This is a genomic window from Streptomyces sp. NPDC021356 (assembly GCF_040641015.1).
Classification (GTDB): domain Bacteria; phylum Actinomycetota; class Actinomycetes; order Streptomycetales; family Streptomycetaceae; genus Streptomyces.
Genome location: NZ_JBFACU010000037.1, coordinates 66691 through 82329, shown reverse-complemented (window position 1 = coordinate 82329; position 15639 = coordinate 66691). Strand labels below are relative to the sequence as shown.

At 74.5% G+C, this 15639-nt stretch carries 12 protein-coding genes and 2 pseudogenes; 9 read left to right on the top strand and 5 right to left on the bottom strand.

Annotation, left to right across the window (positions count from 1 at the left end; all coding sequences use genetic code 11):
- The first annotated feature begins 109 nt into the window (after window positions 1-109).
- Complete coding sequence (locus tag AB0G56_RS34955) at window positions 110-745, top strand: GNAT family N-acetyltransferase (RefSeq protein ID WP_360977869.1); 636 nt, start codon at window positions 110-112, stop codon at window positions 743-745.
- Here the strand turns inward: AB0G56_RS34955 and paaK are convergent.
- Window positions 717-2009 carry a phenylacetate--CoA ligase PaaK gene (paaK, locus tag AB0G56_RS34950; RefSeq protein ID WP_360977866.1) on the bottom strand — a complete coding sequence of 431 codons (1293 nt, stop codon included), beginning with the start codon at window positions 2007-2009 and terminating at the stop codon, window positions 717-719. The genes AB0G56_RS34955 and paaK overlap by 29 nt on opposite strands.
- A gap of 160 nt (window positions 2010-2169) precedes the next feature.
- Here paaK and AB0G56_RS34945 point away from each other — a divergent pair.
- The 6 genes and pseudogenes from AB0G56_RS34945 to AB0G56_RS34920 all read left to right on the top strand — a co-directional run bounded on the left by AB0G56_RS34945 (window position 2170) and on the right by AB0G56_RS34920 (window position 6830).
- Window positions 2170-3032 (top strand): annotated as a pseudogene (locus tag AB0G56_RS34945) (alpha/beta hydrolase).
- A 37-nt stretch (window positions 3033-3069) separates the two neighbouring features.
- The gene (locus AB0G56_RS34940) at window positions 3070-3783 is read left to right on the top strand and encodes an alpha/beta fold hydrolase (RefSeq protein WP_360977863.1); all 714 of its coding nucleotides are present in this window, start codon (window positions 3070-3072) and stop codon (window positions 3781-3783) included.
- 119 nt (window positions 3784-3902) lie between these two features.
- Window positions 3903-4145 carry a DUF397 domain-containing protein gene (locus AB0G56_RS34935; protein ID WP_360977860.1) on the top strand — a complete coding sequence of 81 codons (243 nt, stop codon included), beginning with the start codon at window positions 3903-3905 and terminating at the stop codon, window positions 4143-4145.
- A gap of 207 nt (window positions 4146-4352) precedes the next feature.
- On the top strand, window positions 4353-5288 hold the full coding sequence (locus tag AB0G56_RS34930) for a universal stress protein (RefSeq protein WP_360977857.1): 936 nt from the start codon (window positions 4353-4355) through the stop codon (window positions 5286-5288).
- Window positions 5289-5653: 365 nt separating this feature from the next.
- On the top strand, window positions 5654-6268 hold the full coding sequence (locus AB0G56_RS34925) for a CGNR zinc finger domain-containing protein (RefSeq protein ID WP_360977854.1): 615 nt from the start codon (window positions 5654-5656) through the stop codon (window positions 6266-6268).
- Window positions 6269-6332: 64 nt separating this feature from the next.
- Window positions 6333-6830: a hypothetical protein gene (locus tag AB0G56_RS34920; RefSeq protein WP_360977851.1), complete on the top strand. Its 498-nt coding sequence runs from the start codon at window positions 6333-6335 to the stop codon at window positions 6828-6830.
- A 70-nt stretch (window positions 6831-6900) separates the two neighbouring features.
- Here the strand turns inward: AB0G56_RS34920 and AB0G56_RS34915 are convergent, their stop codons facing one another.
- Window positions 6901-8853 carry an N-acetylmuramoyl-L-alanine amidase gene (locus AB0G56_RS34915; protein ID WP_360977896.1) on the bottom strand — a complete coding sequence of 651 codons (1953 nt, stop codon included), beginning with the start codon at window positions 8851-8853 and terminating at the stop codon, window positions 6901-6903.
- A gap of 345 nt (window positions 8854-9198) precedes the next feature.
- Window positions 9199-10338 (bottom strand): aminoglycoside phosphotransferase family protein, encoded by a 1140-nt coding sequence (locus AB0G56_RS34910; RefSeq protein ID WP_360977848.1) that lies wholly within the window; start codon window positions 10336-10338, stop codon window positions 9199-9201.
- A 235-nt stretch (window positions 10339-10573) separates the two neighbouring features.
- Between AB0G56_RS34910 and AB0G56_RS34905 the strand changes: the two genes are divergently transcribed.
- Complete coding sequence (locus AB0G56_RS34905; protein ID WP_360977845.1) at window positions 10574-12067, top strand: hypothetical protein; 1494 nt, start codon at window positions 10574-10576, stop codon at window positions 12065-12067.
- 23 nt (window positions 12068-12090) lie between these two features.
- Here the strand turns inward: AB0G56_RS34905 and AB0G56_RS34900 are convergent.
- Window positions 12091-13537 (bottom strand): annotated as a pseudogene (locus tag AB0G56_RS34900) (SpoIIE family protein phosphatase).
- A gap of 415 nt (window positions 13538-13952) precedes the next feature.
- Between AB0G56_RS34900 and AB0G56_RS34895 the strand changes: the two are divergent.
- Window positions 13953-14366 carry an SsgA family sporulation/cell division regulator gene (locus AB0G56_RS34895; protein ID WP_360977842.1) on the top strand — a complete coding sequence of 138 codons (414 nt, stop codon included), beginning with the start codon at window positions 13953-13955 and terminating at the stop codon, window positions 14364-14366.
- Between the two features lie 22 nt (window positions 14367-14388).
- Here the strand turns inward: AB0G56_RS34895 and AB0G56_RS34890 are convergent, their stop codons facing one another.
- Window positions 14389-15414, bottom strand: coding sequence for a Gfo/Idh/MocA family oxidoreductase (locus tag AB0G56_RS34890; RefSeq protein WP_360977839.1), 1026 nt, complete (start codon window positions 15412-15414; stop codon window positions 14389-14391).
- Window positions 15415-15639 lie beyond the last annotated feature (225 nt).

The following is a 15639-nucleotide window of genomic DNA, read 5'->3' as shown; positions in this document are numbered from 1 at the left end:
CCCCGGCCAACTCCTCAGGTGTCACACCAGGACAACGACACCAACCAGCTAACAGACACGCCACCCACGAACAAACCTGACCAAGCCCTACTAGGGCACGATGAGGCCCATGCCGACCCACGTGATCATCGACCGGCTGGAGGTGCCGGCCACCGCCACTGCCCCGGCGCTGCTGCTGCGACCGTGGGAGGAGGCGGACGCCGCCCCTCTCGCCGAGCTGTACCGGGACGAGGCCCTGCGCCGCTTCCTGAGCCACTCCATCCCCGACGAGGCGGGCGCTCTCGACTGGATCGCACAGCAGCGACGGGGGCGCGAGGCCGGTGACCGGTTCGCCTTCGCCGTCGTGGAACGCGCGCACGCCGGAACGGCGGATCAAGCGGATCGTCCGGCCGGGCCCGCCGGGGTGAGGGAGCACCTGGCCGGGCACGCCGTCCTGAAGAACGTCGCCCCCGGCTCCCCCCGCGCCGAGGTCGGCTACTGGACCGCGGCCCACGCGCGCGGCCGGGGCGTGGCACCCCGCGCGCTGGCCTCGCTGACCGCCTGGGCCTTCGCGACGTTCGCCGCCCAGGGCCTGACCCGCCTGGAACTCGTGCACCGGGCCGACAACACGGCGTCCTGCCGCGTCGCGCTCAAGTGCGCCTACGAGCTGACCGGGACCCTGCCCGCCGCGCCGCCCGCCCACCCCCTCGACGGGCACGTCCACACCCGGACCCGGATCACGGGCGCAGGTCCACGATCCGCTTGAGCTTGCCGACGGACCGCTCCAGTGACTCCGGTTCGACGATCTCCACCGCGACCGACACGCCGACGCCGTCCTTCACCGCAGCCGCGATGGACCGGGCCGCAGCCTGACGCACCTCGGGCCCGGCGCCGGGGCGGGCCTCGGCGCGGACGGTGAGGGCGTCGAGCCGGTCCGCACGGGTGAGCCGGAGCTGGAAGTGCGGTGCGACCCCCGGCGTGCGCAGCACGATCTCCTCGATCTGGGTCGGGAAGAGGTTCACCCCGCGCAGGATCACCATGTCGTCGCAGCGGCCGGTGATCTTCTCCATCCGCCGGAACGCCCGCGCGGTGCCCGGCAGCAGCCGGGTCAGGTCGCGGGTGCGGTAGCGGACGACCGGCATCGCCTCCTTGGTGAGCGAGGTGAACACCAGTTCCCCCTCGGCGCCCTCGGGCAGCACCTCCCCGGTGACCGGGTCCACGATCTCGGGGAAGAAGTGGTCCTCCCAGATGTGCGGGCCGTCCTTGGTCTCCACGCACTCCTGCGCCACCCCCGGCCCGATCACCTCCGACAGCCCGTAGATGTCGACCGCGTCGATCCCGCACCGCTCCTCGATCTCCCGCCGCATCTCCTCGGTCCACGGCTCCGCCCCGAAGACGCCCACGCGCAGCGAGGTGGACCGCGGGTCGACGCCCTGCCGCTCGAACTCGTCGAGCAGCGTGAGCATGTAGGACGGCGTGACCATGATGATCCGGGGCTCCAGGTCCTGGATCAGCCGCACCTGACGGGCGGTCATGCCACCGGAGGCGGGCACGACCGTGCAGCCGAGCCGTTCCGCGCCGTAGTGGGCGCCCAGACCCCCGGTGAACAGCCCGTACCCGTACGCCACGTGCACGACGTCGCCCGGCCGGGCGCCCGCCGCGCGCAGCGAGCGGGCCACCATGTCCGCCCACATCGACAGGTCGCCGTCCGTGTAGCCGACGATGGTGGGGAGCCCGGTGGTGCCGCTGGAGGCGTGCAGGCGGCGGATGCGCTCACGGGGCACGGCGAACATCCCGTACGGGTAGTGGTCGCGCAGGTCCGCCTTGGTGGTGAAGGGGAAACGGGCCAGGTCGGCGAGCGAACGGCAGTCGTCGGGGTGGACCCCGGCCGCGTCGAAGGACTGCCGGTGGAAGGGGACGTTCTCGTACGCGTGCCGCAGCGAGGCGCGCAGCCGCTCCAACTGCAGCGCCCGCAGCTCGTCGAGGCCGAGCCGTTCCCCCGAGTCCAGCAGCCCTGTCGCTTCCGCCATCGGGACTCTCCCTCACCTGCCACGACAATACGGTCGATCCGTCGACCGATCATTCGGTCGAGATGCTGGAGATCAGTAATCCAGGCCGCCGCGCCGCAGGCAAGAGCCAGGCGCCGAAATTCGTTGCCGCCGCACGGACCCTCCGGACAAGATCGGGCGCATGCCGAACTTCACCGCGCCCGACGGAACCCGCCTCGCCTACCACCTGCGCGGGAACGGCGAGCCCCTCGTCGTGCTGCCCGGCGGACCGATGCGGGCCTCCGCCTACCTCGGCGACCTCGGCGGGCTCGCCGCCCACCGCCGGCTGGTCCTGCTGGACCTGCGCGGCACCGGCGACTCCGCCACCCCGGCGGACCCCTCGACGTACCGCTGCGAGGAGCAGGTGGACGACGTGGAGGCCCTCCGTGCCCACCTGGGACTGGAGCGCATGGACCTCCTCGCCCACTCGGCCGGCGGCAGCCTCGCGGCGCTGTACGCGGCACGCCGGCCCCGGCGCGTGGCACGACTCGCGCTGATCACCACCGCCCTGCGCCCGCTCGGGCTGAGCGCGACGGCCGAGGACCGGCTCACCGCCGCCGGGCTGCGCCGCGGCGAACCGTGGTTCGCCGCGGCCTACCCGCGGCTGGAGGCCTGGCTGGCCGGGCGGGGCGAGTACTCCGCGGCGCTCGCCCCCTTCTTCTACGGCCGCTGGGACGACACCGTCCGCGCGCACGCCGAGGCCGACGAGGACCAGACCGACGAGGAGGCCGCCGACCGCTACTTCGCCGAGGCGCGGTTCGACCCCGCCGCGACCCGCGCCGCGCTCGGCGAACTGGCCGCGCCCGTCCTCGTCCTCGCCGGGGAGGTCGACGGCGGCCCCGCCCGGAACTCGCCCGGCGCGCCGCCGCGGCCTTCGCGCACGCCGAGTTGGCGGTGCAGCCGGGCGCCGGACACTATCCGTGGCTGGACGACCCTGAGTGGTTCGTGCGGCGCGTCGCCGCCTTCCTCGCCGGGCCGCGGGCCGCTCTGCCGTCGGCAGAATGACCCGGGGCGCCGCGCGGGCCGCCACTACGGTGCCCGCATGGACACCGGACCACGAACCGTCGACGTCAACGGCATCACCCTCGCCTACCGCGCCTGGGGCGCGCAGGACGCGCCCCCCGTCGTCCTGCTGCACTGCCGGGGCGCCGACGGCGCCGACTGGACCCCGATCGCCCGACGGCTGGCGGACGGACCGCACCCGCGCCGGGTGTACGCCCCCGACCTGCGCGGACACGGCGGCAGCAGCCGCCTCGGCGACCGGCCCGGGGCCTACGCCCACGAGGCCCTGCGCGACGACGTCCTCGGCTTCCTCGGGGCGCTCGGTGTCGACCGCGCCGACGTCGTGGGCCACTCGCTCGGCGGCGCCGTCGCCTACCTGCTCGCCCAGCGGGCGCCCGGCCTCGTACGGCGGCTCGTCCTGGAGGACGTACCGGCGCCCGTCCCGCTGGACCCGCCCCGGCCGCCCGCCGAACGGCCGGCCGGCGACCTGCCCTACGACTGGGCGATGATCCGGGCCACCGACGCGCAGCGCAACGCGCCGGACCCCGCGTGGGGCGAGCACATGCACCGGATCACCGCACCCACCCTGCTGGTGGCGGGCGGACCGAGGAGTTTCGTCCCGCAGCGGGAGATCACCTTCCTGGCCGGACTGATCCCAAACGCCCGGGTCGTCACCGTCGACGCGGGGCACCTGGTGCACGAGGCGCGGCCCGAGGAGTTCCTGGGCGTGGTGGAACCCTTCCTGGCGCACTGATCCCGGTCTCCCGCAAGCGTCCGCAAAGATCCGCAAAGGTCCTCCCGGATGCCCTGTCGGCGCCGCCGACCGCTCGCTAGGCTGGCTCGCGGACGACGGAAATCGGGAGGAGCACGGACGTGGCCGAGAGCACTGTCCAGCAGCACCCGCTCGCGGGATGGCACAAGCCGGAGCTGGACCTCAGCAACGCCGAGTGGCAGTCCAGCAGCCGTGGCCTGGGGGATGTCCAGATCGCCTTTGTCGAGGGGTTCATCGCGATGCGCAACAGCGGTCGCCCGGAGAGCCCTTCTCTGATCTTCACGCCCGCGGAGTGGGGCGCCTTCGTCTCGGGGGCACGGGAAGGGGAGTTCGACCTGACCTGAGCGGGGTTCCTCCGCCGGGGCACAGGGGGTGGACGCCGGACGTCGGGCGCCGGATGCGCCGGGACGGGCACCGGCGTCCGGTACCGGAGGCCGGTCCACGGGTGTGGCCGCCACTTTTGCGGACACGCGGCCTTCAGAGCCCCGCCGCGCCGCCGCCGATCCGGGCCGGCCCGGCAGCGGGAACCGCCCTGTGGAGGTGAGGTACCCATGAGCGCTCCACCGGTCGTCGCAGCGGTCGACGGCTCCGACGACAGCCTGCGGGCCCTCGACTGGGCCCTGGACGCGGCCCGCCTGCGCGGGGCGCCGCTGCGGGTGGTGCACGTGCGGCAGTACGCCGCCTGGACCCAGCCCGACGTCCTGGTCGCCGGACCGCCCGCGGGAGCGGACGACACCGTGCTGGACGCGGCCCGCGCCCATGTGGAGGACCGGGACCGGACCGACGTCGAGGGCCCGGATCGCGGCGGTGACGGTGCCGGAGTCGAGTATGTGGGCCTGGACGGGTTGCCGGGTGCACTGCTGCTCGAACTCGGCGCCACCGCACAGCTGTTGGTGCTCGGCTCGCGAGGCCGGGGCGGGTTCGCGAGCCTGCTGCTGGGCTCCGGCGGCCTGGCCGCCGCCCGCGACGCGGAGTGCCCGGTCGTCGTGGTTCCCCGGCCCGGACGCGAGGTCCACGGCGACGCCCCGGCCGGGCCCGGCCCACGCGTGGTCGTCGGCCTGCACGTCGACAGCCCCGACGACGCCGTGCTCGCCTTCGCCTTCGCCGAGGCCGCCCGGCGCGGCGCCCGGGTCCAGGCTGTCGCCGCCTACCCGTGGCCGACCCGCACCTGGGCGCCGGCCGGGGAACTGCCGGCGCCCCCGGTCGACCAGTCCGAGGTGGAGAGCGAGATCCGCTCCCTGGCCGAGGGCTTCCTCGCCCCGCACCGGGCCCGGCACCCGGACGTGCCGGCCGACACGGAGATCCTGCCCGGTGACGCCGCGGGCCGGCTGGTCGCCGCCTCCCGGGACGCAGACCTGGTCGTGGTCGGCCGCCACCGCCGTCGCCTGCTGGCCCCGGCCCGGATGATGGGCTCGGTCACCCAGGCCGTTCTCCTGCACGCGGCGAGCCCCGTGGCGGTGGTGCCGCCGTCTCCGCCCCAGGAATGACGCCGCCCTCCCGGCAGCTTCCCTCCTTCGGCCCAGGGCGGACAGCCGCGCCGGGGCCGGCGCCGCCGTCCCCGCCCCAGGTGCGGCGCCGTCCCCTGGGCCGCTTCCCTGCTTCGGCGCAGGGTGGGCAGCCGTGCCGGGGTGCGTGGCGGTGGTGCTCCGTCTTCGCCCCGGGTGTGGCGCCGTCCTGTGGGCCGCTTCCCTGCTTCAGTCAGGTTGGGCAGCCGTGCCGGGGTCCGTGGCGGTGGTGGCCCGGCTTCGCCTCGGGGACGGCGCCGTCCCCGAGCGCTTTCCTCCGACGTACGGGCGGACCCTCGCGCCCGGGGTACGCAGTAACGGGCAGCGGCGTGTCTACCATTAGGCGCATGCAGGACTCGCCCGGCACGGACGCCCGTCTCGCCCTCGACCTCGCGCTGACCGTCCGCCACGACGGCGCCGGCGGTGTCGCCGACGACCTGGCCGGCCCGGACAAACTCACCGCCTGGGTGCGGGCCCGCCCGGACACCGTGCCGGACGCCGGTCACTACACCGCGGACACGGCCGCGCTGGCCGAGGTCCGCGAGCTGCGTGCCGCCGTGCGCGCCCTCTTCGCCCACGCCGTCCGGCCCGGCGCGCCCAGCCCCGCCGACGCCGGCCGGCTGATGCCCGTGCCCCAGGCGGTCGAGCGGCTCAACACCGCGGCCGCCCGCACGGCCACCGTGCCCGTCCTGTGCTGGGACCCGGCCGCCGACCCGGTGCTCCACCGGCGGCCCGTCCACGGCGCCGGCGACCTCACCGCGGCGCTCGCGCAGGCCGCCGTCGCCTTCCTGGCGGGCCCGGACCGCCGGCGGCTGCGCGCCTGCCACGCACCGCGCTGCGTGCGGTACTTCCTCAAGGACCACCCGCGCCAGGAGTGGTGCGGACCCTCCTGTGGAAACCGGGCCCGCGTCGCCCGCCACCACGAGCGGCACCGGGCCGCCGGACCGGCCGGCTCAGGGTGATTCCCGCCCCGGCCGGAGGCCGCCCGCACGTCGCGAGGCAGGCTGGGGCACGTACCATGGCGGCATGTCGTTCCTCCGTCGCCGCAGCGCCACGCCCGCCGGGCCCGACTTCGACGTCCTGGCCATGGACCCGGGCGACTGGCCCGGCAATCTGGGCGCCGGGCTGCTGCCCGCGCCCGACGGCACCTGCCAGGGCGTGTTCCTGCGCTACGACCTCTTCGGCGGCCGCGGTACCGCCATGATCATCGGCAACCTCCCCGAGGGTTCCCCGGCCCGCGAGGTCGGCGACGGCGAGGTCCCCTTCGAGGTGGCCCAACTCCTGCTGGCCCTGGAGAACGACGAGGAGGTCACCGTCGTCGGCACCGAGGACATGCCGGTGCTGCAGGGCGACAACCTCCTGATCGTGCGGCGGCTCAAGCTCTCCGAGGGCCGGATCTCCTGCGTGCAGTTCGACCGCAGCGACGGCGTCCTGGTCACCATCGCCGCCTGGGACCGCCCGATCACCGACGACCTGTACGCGCTCCTCAAGCCGCTGCCCGCCGAGCTGTTCCAGCAGGGCTGAGCCGACCGCACCCGCAAGGGCCGGCACCCGGAACGGGCCGGCCCCACCAGGTGCCGGCCCGTTCGGGGAGTTACAGGCCCGACGGCCGCACGCTGACGTCCGCGGCCCGCACGAACGCCACCCGGTGGCCGAACTGGATCTCGTAGTACATGTCCTTGCCGACCACCACCCGGTGCGAGTCGGTGGTGAAGGTGACCGAGTACAGGTACTCGCCCGGCACGGCGTCACCGATCACGTACCTCTGGCCCGCGAGCAGCTTGTACGGCAGCGGCGTCACCGACTGCACCGGCACCCCGGCCGGATAGGCCTCCTTCTCGGGGTACGCCCGCCCGTACACCGGCACGCTGTCCGCCCCGGCCTTCGGCGTCACCACCCAGCCGGCCGCGTTCACCGCGGTGGCCTGCTTCGCCGGGTTCAGGAACCAGGCCTTCTGGCCCAGGTACCAGATCGCCGTCCAGTCACCCCGGCGGTCGGCGACCGCGTACTGCTGTCCCGTCTCCGCCCGCGAGGCGACGTCGTTCACGTCGATCGTGGAGTCGCCGCCGCCCGGCCTGAGACCGATGTCCTTGATCAGCGGCGAGGACGTGTCGGGCTGCGAGTACAGCCGAACCTCGTTGGAGCCGTGCGCCGCGCACGGCTGGTCGCCGGTGGTGCAGCCCGTGTACCGGGGCTGGTTCTCCGTGTAGTCGGGGCGGATCGTCACCAGCCCGCCGTTCCTGCCCGCGGTCGGCTCGAAGGGACGGCCCAGCAGCTCGAAGTAGTGCCGCCAGTCCCAGTACGGTCCGGGGTCGGTGTGCATGCCCGGCACGGAGCCGCCGGTCGGTCCCGGCACGGTGTCGTGCCCCAGGATGTGCTGCCGGTCCAGCGGGATGCCGTACTTGCCTGCCAGGTACTTCACCAGCCGCGCCGACGAGCGGTACATCGCCTCCGTGTACCAGGCGTCCGGCTCGGCGAGGAAACCCTCGTGCTCCAGACCCACCGACGTCGCGTTGACGTACCAGTTCCCGGCGTGCCAGGCGACGTCCTTGCCCTTCACGTGCTGGGCGATGAGCCCGTCGGTGGAGCGCAGCGTGTAGTTCCACGACACGTAGGTCGGGTCCTGGACCAGGTTGAGGACGCCGTCCCAGCGGCCCTCGGTGTCGTGGATGACGATGTACCGGACGCGTTCGGAGGCCGGCCGGTCGCCCAGGTCGTGGTTGCCGTAGTCGTCGGTGCCGAACTGCTGGTACGGCGCCGGTACCCATTCGCAGGACACCGAGGCCGGGCACTCCGTACCGGCCGACGAGACGTGCTCGAGGCCCGTCCGCCCGAGTTGTGCCCTGTCGGGGGTGAGCCGCGGCGTGGCGGTCAGTACGACGCGCTGTCCGGCGTCGGTGGTGCGCCGCTCGCCGGAGCGGATCACGTCGTACACGTCGTCGGCGTACGCCGCCGCCGTCGCGCTGTCGTCCGCGCCGGAGAACCGGGCCACCGCCCCGTACCAGTGGGCGGGGTCCGTGCTGAGCGGCTCGCCCAGCCGTCGCTGGGCGGCGGCCAGGAGGGCCGCGCCGCCCGCGACGTTCGCCGCCGCGTCGCCGCGCAGCCGCTCGGCGGGGATCCCGGTCAGCCCGGCCGCCCGGGGCAGGGTCTTCAGCCGGTCCGGCAGCTCCGCGTCCGCCGGCACCCGGGCGGGCGCGGCGGGATGCAGCGCCGGGCGCGCGCTGTCACCGCGCGGGTCCTCGGTCCCCTGGCCGTGGTGCTCGGCGCGGGCCAGCGCGGTGTGCGCGTCCGTGAGGTGCATGGGACCGTAGCCGCCGCTCACGCTCGCGGCGCCCTCGTGTCCGTCCCAGCGGGACTGCAGGTACGAGACGCCCAGCAGGACACTGAGCGGCACGTGGTACCGGGCCGCGGCGGAGGCGAACGCCTGTTGCAGCCGGCCGGAGCCGTCCGTGGCGCCGGCCGACGGGGCGGCGCCCAGCAGCGGCAGCAGCAGCGCACCGCAGGCGACGGCGCCCGCGGCCGTGCGCGCTCTGGCCCGGCCCCGCACGGCGGTGCGGTCCGGGGTGGCTCTGGAGTCGGTGACGGATCCTCGCAAAGCTGCCTCCTGGGGCGCTTCGGCGTGACGGGGCGTGCGGGGCCGGCGTGGGGTCAGTGGTACCGGCTGTCCGACGATCCGTCAATCATGCGCGCAGTGAGGAGATTTCCCATGTCAGCCCGGGTTTCGGCGAGTTTCGCGACGGCGCCGCGCGGGCCTGCGGGGCGTCAGTGGCGTACACCTGTGGCTCTCCCCGCCGTTGCTCCCGAAGCAGGATGCGGCGAAGGGCCGCCGCGCGACGACGAAGGTCCCGCGGTACGCCCGCCGAGGCGGTGTACCGCGGGACCTTCGTCCCCGTCAGCGAGTGCCGACCGCCGCGCGTACGGCCCGCCGGGCCAGCTGGCAGTCGTCGTGCAGCCGCCGCAGCAGCAGCCGCTGTTCCTCACCGGACGGCGCGGCAGCCGGGTGGGCCGTACCCGGTGCCGTCGGGGCCGCGTCGTGCATCGAACGCTGCACGGCCGTCTCGTAGGTGCGGATCTCGCGGGTCAGGACGAGCATCAGGTTCACCAGGAACGCGTCCCGCGCCGCCGGGCCCGTTGCCTGCGCCAGCTGGCTGATCTGGCGCCGCGCCGCCGGGGCGTCGCCGAGCACGGACCACAGGGTCGCCAGGTCGTAGCCCGGCAGGTACCAGCCCGCGTGCTCCCAGTCCACCAGCACTGGACCGGCCGGTGAGAGCAGGATGTTCGCGAGCAGCGCGTCGCCGTGACAGAACTGGCCCATGCCCTGCCGGCCCGCCGCGTGCGCGATGCCGTGCAGCAGCTTCTGCAGGTCGCCCATGTCCCGGTCGGTCAGCAGACCCAGCTCGTGGTAGCGGGAGATGCGGGCGGCGTAGTCCAGCGGGGCGTCGAAGGTGCCCGCCGGGGGGCGCCAGGCGTTGAGCCGGCAGATCGCGCCGAGAGCGGCCTTGATGTCCGCCCGGGGCGGGGTCTGCGCCGGGTGCCGCTGGAGCGCGGCCACCCGGCCCGGCGCGCGCTCGATCACCAGCGTGCAGTTGTCCGGGTCCGCCGCGATCAGCCGGGGCACACGCACCGGGGGCCGGTGCCGGACGAACGAACGGTAGGCCGCTATTTCGTGCCGGTACCGTTCGGCCCATTCACGGGACGGGTCCAGTAAACACTTGGCGACGGCCGTGCTGCGCCCGGTCGTGCCGACCAGGAGCACCGACCGGCCGCTGCGGCGCAGCACCTGCACGGGGGCGAACTCCGGGCAGATGCGCTGCACCGACGCGAGCGCCGTGCGTAGTTGGGCGCCCTGCGGGCCGGACAGGTCGAGCCTCCCGCTGAGCGGTGGTGTGCCGAGCCCCGGGGCGCGCCGCGGCCGGCCCACACCGAGGACGGGAGCCGCCGGGCGCGCGGGGTCGAGGTAGGGGCCGCCGGTGCCCGGACGGGCGCGCAGCGGCCGGGGCGGGGCGGACACGGAGGACGATGCTGCGTACATGGGAGAGACAGATCCCTTCGTGTGCCTGCTGCTCGAAGCGCGCTGCCCGGCCCGGACGCCCGGGTGCACCCTGGGGAATGTCCCTCGGCGACCGGGTCGGGGTGGCGCTTTCCTACCTGACACCGCCGGGCCGGTGGCACACCATCTGGCGCACCCTGGCGAACCCTGGCGAATAGTCGCCCGGCAACTCTCACCGGGTCTACTGTCAAGTCAGCCGAGTACCTGGGGGCTTGACGTGACAGGACAACCCAACACCCGTCTCGCGGATCTGTTCGGCCTGGCCGGCTGGTCCAAGGGGGAGCTGGCGAGGCTGGTCAACCGGCAGGCGGCGGCCATGGGCCACCCGCAGCTGGCGACCGACACCTCCCGGGTGCGGCGTTGGATCGACATGGGAGAGATCCCGCGCGATCCCGTGCCGCGGGTGCTGGCGGCCCTGTTCACCGAGCGTCTCGGCCGTGTCGTGACCATCGAGGACCTCGGTCTGGTACGGCACGGGCGTACGGGGAAACGGCAGGGCGAGCGGGACGTGGAACATCCCGACGGCATGCCGTGGGCGCCCGAGCAGACCGCCGCGGTCCTCACCGAATTCACGGGAATGGACCTCATGCTCAACCGACGCGGCTTGGTGGGCGCGGGTGCCGCGCTCACCGCGGGATCAGCAATCAGCGGCGCCATGCACGACTGGCTGCACACCGATCCGACCCTGAAGGCCGACGCCCCCGACCTCGACCACCCCCTGCACGCGGACCCCGCCGGGTTCGACCGCTACGACGCCGCTCCGGTCGGCGCCGAGGAGGTCGACGAACTGGAACGCTCGGTGGAGGTGTTCCGGGCCTGGGACGCGGCCCGCGGTGGCGGGCTCCAGCGCAAGGCGGTGGTCGGCCAGCTCAACGAGGTGGGCGGCATGCTCGCCTACCGCCACCCCGCCCACCTCCAGCGGCGCCTGTGGGGTGTCGCCGCCAACCTCGCCGTCCTCGCGGGCTGGATGTCGCACGACGTCGGCCTGGAGCCCACGGCCCAGAAGTACTTCGTCATCGCCACCCACGCGGCGCGCGAGGGCGGCGACCGGCCCCGCGCGGGCGAGGCGCTGTCCCGCGCGGCGCGCCAGATGGTGCACCTGGGCCGGCCCGACGAGGCACTGGACCTGATGAAGCTCGCCCAGTCCGGCTCCGGTGCGGGACTGCAGCCGCGCACCCAGGCGATGTTCCACACCATCGAGGCCTGGGCCCAGGCGTCCCTGGGCAAGGGCCAGGCCATGCGCCGCACGCTCGGCCGGGCGGAGGACCTGTTCGTCTCCGAGAAGGGCAACCACGAACCGCTGCCCTGGATGCAGACCTTCAAGGACGAGGACCTGTACGGCATGCAGGCGCTCGCCTACCGCACGCTGGCGGAGTTCGACCCGGACGCGGCCGCGCACGCCCAGCACTACGCGGAGAAGGCCCTGGCCCTGCGGATCGACGGCCGCGAGCGGTCGAAGATCTTCGACCACCTGTCCATGGCCTCCGCCTGCTTCATCGCGGACGACCCCGAACAGGCGGCCCGCTACGCACGGCTGGCGCTGATGTCGATGGGGTCGAACTCCTCGCGGCGCACCTGGGACCGGCTGCGCGAGATGTACCGGCTCACCGCCCAGTACTCCACCTACCCGAAGATCCACGAACTGCGGGAGGAGATCCGCCTCGCCATGCCCCGGCCCAGGGCCAAGGGCGCGGACAGCGCACCGGTGTAGGGCAGTGGCCGAGCGGCCGCCGGCTACGGCGCCACCCTCGCGACGAGCACACAGGCGTCGTCCTCGCGCCCGGCCGCGCCGAACTCCTCCAGCACCGTGCGCACGCAGTCCTGCGCGCTTCGCCCGGCACCGAGGCGGGGAGCCAGGCCCAGCAGGCGGTTCACGGCTGCCGTCCCGCCGTGTCCCGGCACCAGTGCGCCGGAGTGGAGCAGGACCAGGTCGCCCGGCCGGAGGGTCTCCTCGGCCTGCGCGTAACCGGCGGTCGGGGTGGCGCCGAGCAGGGCGCCGCGCGGGGCGTCCAGCGTCCGGGCCGCCCCGTCCCGGAACAGCAGCGGGGCGGGGTGCCCGGCCTGTGCCCAGGCCAGGGTGCGGTCGGCGGGCCGGTAGCGGCAGCACACGGCGCTGCCCAGGGCCGGCTGGACGGCGCTGTCGAGCAACTGGTCGACCCAGGTCAGCAGTTGCGCCGGTCCGGCACCGGTCATGGCCGTGCCGCGCAGGGCGCCCAGCAGCATCGCGACGGCGGAGGTCACGCCGGGCCCGTGTCCGGTGAGGCCGCCGACGCCGAGCAGGGTGTCGCCGTCGGACAGCTCCAGCACGTCGTACCAGTCGCCGCCGGTCACCGCGCCCGAGGCTGCGGGCAGGTGATGGGCCGCGAGGTCGAGCCCAAAGCGGCCGCGGTGCGGGAGCCGCGGGGAGCCGTGCCACGGGGACAGCACGGCTTCCCGCAGCTCGACCGCGAGCCGGTGCTCGGTCTGCGCCCGCAGCCGGTGGTGTTGCAGCGAGTCACGGGTCTCGCGCAGCGCCGACTGACTGCGGCGCAGTTCGCTGACGTCCCGCAGCACCGCCCACATGGAGGCGGTGGCGCCGTCGGCGTCGAGCACCGGTTCGCCCATCATGTGCACCGTCCGGACCGCGCCGTCCGGCCGTGCGACGCGGAACTCGCCGTCGATCGGCCGGGCGTCGACCAGGCAGCCGGTGACCATCGCGGTCAGCCGGGGCCGGTCCTCCTCGACGGCCAGCGACGGCAGTTCGTCCAGGGTCGGTGCGGGTGCGGCCGGGTCGCGGCCCAGGATCCGGTACAGCTCGCCGGACCAGGCGGCCGTGCCGGTCAGCAGGTTCCACTCGGCGCTGCCGACCCGGCTGAGCAGGGAGCCGTGCGGGGCCCGCGGCCGGCGCCGCGGCGGCGCCGGCCGCGGCAGGGGCGGAGCGCGTGTCGGCGGGGCGGGCGACGGGCGGCGGGCCGTCCCGCAACTGGGCCAGATGCTCGTCCAGGTCGCTGAGCTGGTGCAGGGCGAGGTCGCACAGCGCCCGCTCCCGCCGGCCCCTGGGGTCCGTCACGTCGTCCCGTGCCTCCCGCCGCACGGCGTCGACCTCGCCCTTGAGCCGGCGCGCCTGCGATGTCAGGGCGTCGACCGCACCGCGCCCCGGCGGCTGGCCGGGTGAGCGGTCCGCGGAGAGGGGGGACGGCATGACGTACTCCGATGCGGGGGACGGGGGCCGCGTGGGCGGGTGGGACCTTTATGACTGTGGCACAGCGGGCGACGGCCCGTAAGGGATTCGGCAACACACGATACGGTGGTGCTTCTGGCATATGCCACAGTCTTCAAGGGGCGACTCGACTGCGCCTTCGGCCTACTCCGTCCGGCGCTCAAGGCGTAGGACCCCTACGGGATTTGACGGATCGCCAGGCGTCCGACGGCGTCGCTCACGCACCTGTTCGACGGCAGAGGGCTCCCCTTGGCGGCCCCCGCACCCCCGGACGCGCCCCTAGTGATGCAGGTCACACGAATTGGTGGGCGCTCGGACGTAATGCAAACGGCACCTGGGAGCTCCTAAGAACACACGGCAGAACCGGCCGACCTCCGACCCGCAGGGGAGACCGACCATGGACACCACCCTCGAGCAGTCCGCCCGCGCCCGTCTGATCACCGCGGACGGACAGGAACTCATCGTGCCCGCCATCCTCCGCTACGCCTCCGCGGACCCGCTGGCCGTGCACCTCGACTTCCCGCCCGAGGCCTCCCTCGACGGGGCGGAGGTCACCTGGACCTTCTCCCGCACCCTGCTCGAAGAAGGCCTCGGACAGCAGGCCGGGACGGGCGACGTGCACTTCTGGCCCTGCGGCGGCTCCCGTACGGCGATCGAACTGCACTCCCGGTCGGGCATGGCCCTCCTGCAGTTCGACACCCCGGCGCTGCGCCGCTGCCTCCTGCGCACCTACGCCGTCGTCGCGCCCGGCCAGGAGGACGTCGGCGCGGCCGTCGACCGCGGCCTGAACGCCCTGTTCGGCACGGTGTGAGAGGCGCGGGACGCCCCCGTGCTCACCCGGCGGCCGGGGCGTACAGGTCCGGGCGCGGGGCGAGGGCGACCGGCACGCGGCCGCCGTCCTCCAGCGAACGCACCCCCGCCTCGGCGACCACGGCGGCGGCATAGCCGTCCCACGCCCCGGGGCCGGTGACGCGCCCCCGGCGGGTCGCGTCGACCCAGGCCTGCACTTCGCGGTCGTAGGCGTCGGCGAAGCGCACGAGGTAGTCCTGCGGCACCTCCTCGTACGCGCGCCCCCGCCCGGTGACGACCATCCCGTGGTCGTCACCGATCCGCGCGCTGCCGCGCTCGCCCACCGCCTCGCAGCGCACCTGGTAGCCGAAGCCGCAGTTGACGAAGGCCTCCACGTCCACCAGTGCGCCCCGCTCCGTCTCGAAGAGTACGAACTGCGGGTCGACCAGCCCCGCGGGCGCCCCGCAGGAGGCGGCCGGACGCAGCACGGTCACGGCGGTCAGCTCCTGGCCGAGCAGCCAGCGGGCCGCGTCGATCTCGTGCGACACGGAGCTGTTGATCAGCATCGCGCTGGTGAAGTCCGGTGGGGAGGAGACGTTGCGGTGGGTGCAGTGCAGCATCAGCGAACGCCCCAGCTCCCCGCTGTCGAGCAAAGACTTCAGCCGCCGGTACCCGCTGTCGTAGCGCCGCATGAAGCCGATCTGCGCCAGCCTCCTGCCCAGGCGCGCCTCCGCCTCCACCACCCGCAGCGCCCCGGCCGAGTCCGGCACCATCGGCTTCTCGCACAGCACCGGAAGGCCGCGCGCGAAGGCCGCGAGCAGCGCCTCCTCGTGCGCGGGCCCGGGGGAGGCGATCAGGACCGCGTCGACGCCGGGCGCGTCGAGGGCGGCCACCGCCTCGGCGTGCACGGACGCGCCCTGGACGCCGCCCAGTGCCTCGCGCGCCCGCGCCGTGTCGGGGTCGGCCACGGCGGCCACCCTGGCGCCGCTCACCACCTGGTCCAGGCGCCGTATGTGATCGGCCCCCATGTGTCCGGCGCCCAGTACGGCCACGCCCAGCAGCTCACCCACGCGCGTTTCCCTCCTCGTCGACGGTTGCGCCGTAGCGTAGACGCCGGCGAGGAGGGCCGGACGGGGGCCGGTGCCGCGACCGGAAAGGTCCACCGGCTCGGGGCGCCCGGCACGGGTCCCCCAAGCTCTTCGAGCAGGAGGGACCCCAGCCGCGTTGTCGCATCACCCGAGTACGTCCGGTACGCGGGCGATGCTCCGCCTTGCGATCCACCGCAGCAACGCCCC